Source organism: Pedobacter cryoconitis, assembly GCF_014200605.1.
GTDB lineage: Bacteria > Bacteroidota > Bacteroidia > Sphingobacteriales > Sphingobacteriaceae > Pedobacter > Pedobacter cryoconitis_B.
Window position 1 is genome coordinate 1 of the sequence record NZ_JACHCE010000017.1, and the last position, 4,828, is coordinate 4,828.

Annotated in this window: 2 protein-coding genes; both read right to left on the minus strand. The window is 41.5% G+C overall.

The window, feature by feature from the left end; genetic code table 11:
* A partial coding sequence (locus HDE68_RS26295; protein WP_183885695.1) for a non-ribosomal peptide synthetase occupies positions 1-3,851 on the minus strand: 3,851 nt, incomplete at its 3' end.
* 1 nt (position 3,852) lies between these two features.
* Positions 3,853-4,828 (minus strand): non-ribosomal peptide synthetase (locus tag HDE68_RS26300; protein WP_183885697.1); only part of this gene is annotated, 976 nt, incomplete at its 5' end.

Genomic DNA, 4,828 nt, shown 5'->3' on the forward strand with positions numbered 1-4,828 from the left:
TAGTCTAAAGGAAGATCAAGCGCTTCGGGAAGATCCTGGTATTCTGATAGCCAGAAAGATCTTTGTTTTGCCATCCGGTCCTGCTCTATAGCACTTTGCTGCCATTCTGCATAATCTTTATATTGTAAACCTGGAGCCGGTAAATCTTCTCCGGCATATAAAGCCATAAAATCACGGATCAAAATTCCCTGAGAAGCCCCATCAGAAATGATATGATGCATATCCACCATTAAAAGTGTAGCTCCTCCTGGCACATGAACCAGTCCCACACGCAGTAAAGGACCTTGTCCCAGATCAAAAGGCCGGATAAAACTTTCCATTACTCCTGCTACCTCTTCCTGCTGCGCCTGGTAATCCGTGATGGAGAATCCTTCACCATCACCAACTACCTGGAATGGTTCATCTTCAATCATCACTATTGTAGTTCTGAAGACCTCATGTCGCCTGATTAAAGCCTGGAAAGCACCAGCCAGACGTTCGCGATCCAGTTCTCCACTAAGCCAGACAGTCTGCGGCATATTATAAGCCAGTGAATCACGGTCAAATTCATACAGAAAATATAACCGCTTTTGAGCAGAAGATAAGACATAATGGGCTTTCTCTGCAGCCAAAGGAATAGTAGTATAAACCGAAGCAGGTGCAACTTCAAAAATATAAACGGCTAAACTCCGGATATCCTGATGGCTGAATATTGCTTTTAAAGGTACTTCTGTACCCAGTTCTTTACGGATCCGGTTGACCAGACTCATTGCTTTCAGCGAATGACCACCCAGATCAAAGAAGCTCCTGTTTACACTGATCTTATCCTCATCTATTTTCAGGATCTCAGACCAGATACGAACAAGTATATGCTCTGTTTCACTAGATGGTACCTGATAATTGTTCTCTATATCTAACACAATTTCAGGAAGTGCCCGGCGATCCACTTTCCCGTTTGCGGTTAGCGGGAATGCTGATAAATGAACATAATAAGAAGGCAGCATATAATCGGGTAGTAAGCCTTGAAGACGTTGCCTTAAATCTACTAAAGGTATAGACGCTGCTGCCGTATAGTAAGCCACCAGCTGTTTATCCCCTCCTTTTTCCTTAACGAGCACCAGGGCCTGATCTACATCTTCCAGTTCACTGATCACTGCCTCAATCTCTCCAAGCTCAATCCGGTAACCACGGATCTTCACCTGGTCATCAATACGACCCAGAAATTCAATATTTCCATCTCCCGTCCAGCGGACTAAATCACCGGTACGGTACATCAGACTATCTGGTTCAAAAGGATTCTGTACAAACTTCTCTGCTGTTAAAACCGCATTATTCACATAACCACGTGCAAGACCAATTCCAGAGATACATAACTCTCCGGCAACACCTTCCGGGCTTAATTTCTGATATTGATCCAATATATATACACGACTACCCCTAATCGGACGACCTATAGAAATCAACCCACCTTTATATGCACTTAGATCTGCAACTGTAGTGACTACGGTATTTTCTGTTGGTCCATAGTTATTATATATTTTTAACTGACTTCCTTCATTCATCCTCAGGACATCACCCCCAGTTAAGATCAGGGTATTAGCAAGAACTATATTGTTTTTAACCAGATCCTGACAAATGATGCTCGGTAAATAAGAATGCGTAATCTGATTCTCCAAAAAGAAATTTTGAAGAGTATTAATATCATAACGAATTTCATCTGTTAAAATAGGATAAAGACTACTTCCGCCTATTAAATAAGGATATATTTCCCATACAGATGCATCAAAACCAACACTTGAATATAAAGTACCCCTGCTAGTCTCAGAAACACTATAATACTCCTGGTGCCACAAACAAAGATTAGTCAGACTTTGATGTGCGACCATAACTCCTTTAGGTAATCCAGTTGAACCTGAAGTATAAATGACATATGCAAGATCAGTTCCCTGCACTTTCACCGGTTCAGAAATCTTCGGATAGGAATCCCGAACAGTATCAAAATCAGCAATAAAAACTGTATCAATAGTAAACCTGCACTGACTATCACGCACTATAAAATCTATTCTGGCTTCAGGATAGTTCGGATCTATTGATACATAGGCAGCTCCAGACTTTAAAATTGCTAATTGTGCAATAATCAGCCAGCTACCCCTTTCCAATTTAACACCTGCAAATTCTCCTCTTTGCAGAAAACACTTGGTGATCAGATAATGACTCAGTTGATTTGACAAGCTATCCAATTCCTGGTAGGTCATTACTTGCTCCTGAAAAACGATAGCTGCAGCATAAGGATTTTTCAAAACCTGTTCTCTAAAAAGCTGAATAACCGTCTGATCAGTGTGAGCTGAAGCACCTGTTCCCAATTCCAGTAAACGCGCACGTTCCTTTTCACCGGGTAACCTGATTTCACTTAGCCTGATGCCAGGATCTTTCAGAATCTGTTCAATGATATTTTTAAGGTAGCTTGCGAAACGACTAATCGTAGTCTCGCGGAATAGTTCTGTTGAATAATTCAAGCTAAGATATAATTTACCTGAATCCTCACTTGCAGAAAGAGAAATATCAAATTTTGAACTCCCATCTCCTTCCTGCTGATAATGATTGAGTGCTAAACCTGGGATCACCAATTCTTCCTGTTCAAAATTTTCATAAGAAAACATCGCCTCGATCAATGGGCTACGTCCCAGATCACGGGGAAGATTCAGTTCATCTACCAGATCCTCATATTGGAAATCCTGATTATCAAAACATAACAAGGTATGCGAGCTCACTTCTGCAAGAAAATCCTGAAAACTTAGCTCCCCTAAAGGATAGTTACGCAAGGCAAGCGTATTGACAAACATCCCAATCATCTCATCAAGATCAGCATGACGACGACCGGCGATTGGTGTCCCGATCACCACATCCTCCCGTCTGCCCAAACGTCCCAGAAGAATGTTATAAACCGATAACAAAACTGCATATAAAGTTGCGCCATGCTGTTCACCTAAATGGCGAAGCGATGCTGTAGTTTGTTCATCCAGTTCGATACCATAACTATCTCCACGATGGTTCCGATGATCAGGACGCTGATAATCAAAAGGTAAATCCAGTACCTCCGGAAGATCCTGATACTCCGAAAGCCAGAAAGACTTCTGTTTAGCTATACGATCCTGCTCTATAGCACTCTGCTGCCATTCTGCATAATCCTTATACTGTAAACCAGGAGCAGGTAAATCCTTGCCGGCATATAAAGCCATAAAATCACGAATCAGAATCCCATGAGAAACTCCATCGGTAATGATATGATGCATGTCCAACATCAAAAGGGATTCTGCTCCAGGTACATGAACTAGTCCAACACGCAGTAAAGGACCTTTCTCCAGGTCAAAAGGCCGGACAAAACTATCTACTGCCGCCGCTACGTCCTGTTGCTGTGCCTGATAATCTGTTATCGAAAATCCTGCACCATCACCAATTACCTGAAATGGTTCATCTCCAATCATCACTATTGTAGTCCTGAGAATCTCATGCCGTCTGATTAAAGCCTGGAAAGCACCTTCCAGACGCTTCCGATCCAATTCCCCACTAAGCCAGGAAGCCTGTGGCATATTGTAAGCCAGTGAGTTCCGGTCAAATTCATAAAGAAAATATAACCGCTTCTGGGCAGAGGATAATACATAGTAAGGTTTTTCTAATGCAACATTAATAGTTTTGGTCTTTTTACTCCCTTTTGCCTGCTCAATAAAATGTATCAATTCTTGTTTATTGGCCCTTACTTCTGCAATTATTTCATCTAAAAAAAGACCTTTAGGAATACTCAATTGAAGTTCACTATCTATAACATCAATCGCGATATTGTTTTGCCTTAGTTTATGGATTAAGTCTTTCATCTTAGATAATTATTTTAATAGTTTCTGAACTCTCATCAACCCCTTCATCAATCCACTGCTGCACTTCTATAATTTTTGCCATTAATTTTATGGTCGGACTACTAAATACATCTGATATGGGAAATTCAACAGAAAATGTTTTGTGTATTTTATTCACCAGCCCCAGAGCCTTTAGTGAATGTCCTCCCAAATCAAAGAAACTCCTGTTCACACTGATCTTATCCTGATCTATTTTCAGAATCTCAGACCAGATCCCAACAAGTGTATGCTCCAATGCACCCGATGGAGCCTCATAGTTATCTTCTATATCCAGAATAGCATCGGGAAGTGCCCGGCGATCTACTTTCCCATTTGCTGTGAGCGGAAATGCCGGTAAATGAACATAATAATAAGGTAACATATAGTCCGGAAGCAAACCTTTAAGACGTTGTCTTAAGTCTGCTATAGCTTCTGCTGCTGTATAATAAGCCACCAGGTATTTATCACCTCCCTGCTCTTTAACAAGTACCAAAGCCTGATTGATTTCTTCCAGTCCGCTAATCACCACCTCAATCTCTCCAGGCTCAATCCGATAACCACGAATCTTTACCTGGTTATCTATACGACCCAGAAACAATAAATTCCCATCCGCAGACCAGCGAACCAGATCACCGCTACGGTACATCAAACTATCCGGTTCAAAAGGATTCTTTACAAACTTTTCAGCTGTTAAAGCTGTATTATTTACATAACCGTGCGCCAGCCCCAAACCTGAGGTACAAAGCTCACCGGCTACACCAGCAGGACTTAAAGAACCACTGCTGTTCAGCACATAAACATTCGTCCCTGTAATCGGACGACCGATAGGAATATGTTCATCTTCCTGAATATCACGGGGAATCGGGTAACAACACGTAAAAGTGGTATTCTCTGTTGGTCCATATCCATTATAAATACGAACTGCTGCTAACTGACGGTAAACCTTAACTACTGAAGAA